This is a genomic window from Sphingomonas epibiotica, from assembly GCF_039615155.1.
Classification (GTDB): Bacteria; Pseudomonadota; Alphaproteobacteria; order Sphingomonadales; family Sphingomonadaceae; genus Sphingomonas.
This window is the reverse complement of the sequence record NZ_JBDGHY010000052.1, coordinates 1-344: the sequence shown is the minus strand read 5'-3', so window position 1 is coordinate 344 and position 344 is coordinate 1. Positions and strand designations below refer to the sequence as shown.

Here is a 344-nt window from a genome sequence, read left to right as displayed (position 1 = left end):
GATAGACATGGCCCTGACGACAGGGACATCCACTCAGATGAGGAAACGACATGCGCGCACTATGCTGGCACGGTAAAGGCGATGTCCGCGTCGACACCGTTGCGGATCCCGAGATCAAGCACCCGCGCGACGCGATCATCAAAATAACCGCCTGCGCGATCTGCGGGTCGGACCTTCACCTGCTGGATGGCTACCAGCCTACCATGGAGGCCGGCGATATCCTCGGCCACGAGAACATGGGCGAGGTCGTGGCGCTCGGGTCCGAGGTAACCAACCTCAAGATCGGCGACCGTGTCGTCGTGCCGTTCACCATCAGCTGTGGCGAGTGCTGGTTCTGCAAAAAA

The 344-nt window shown here is 60.5% G+C and carries 1 protein-coding gene; it reads left to right on the top strand.

The genetic code is table 11. The annotated features are described in order from the left end of the window. Positions 1–50: 50 nt before the first annotated feature. Positions 51–344: alcohol dehydrogenase catalytic domain-containing protein (locus AAIO73_RS20255; RefSeq protein ID WP_345880597.1), on the top strand; the 294-nt coding region annotated here is incomplete at its 3' end.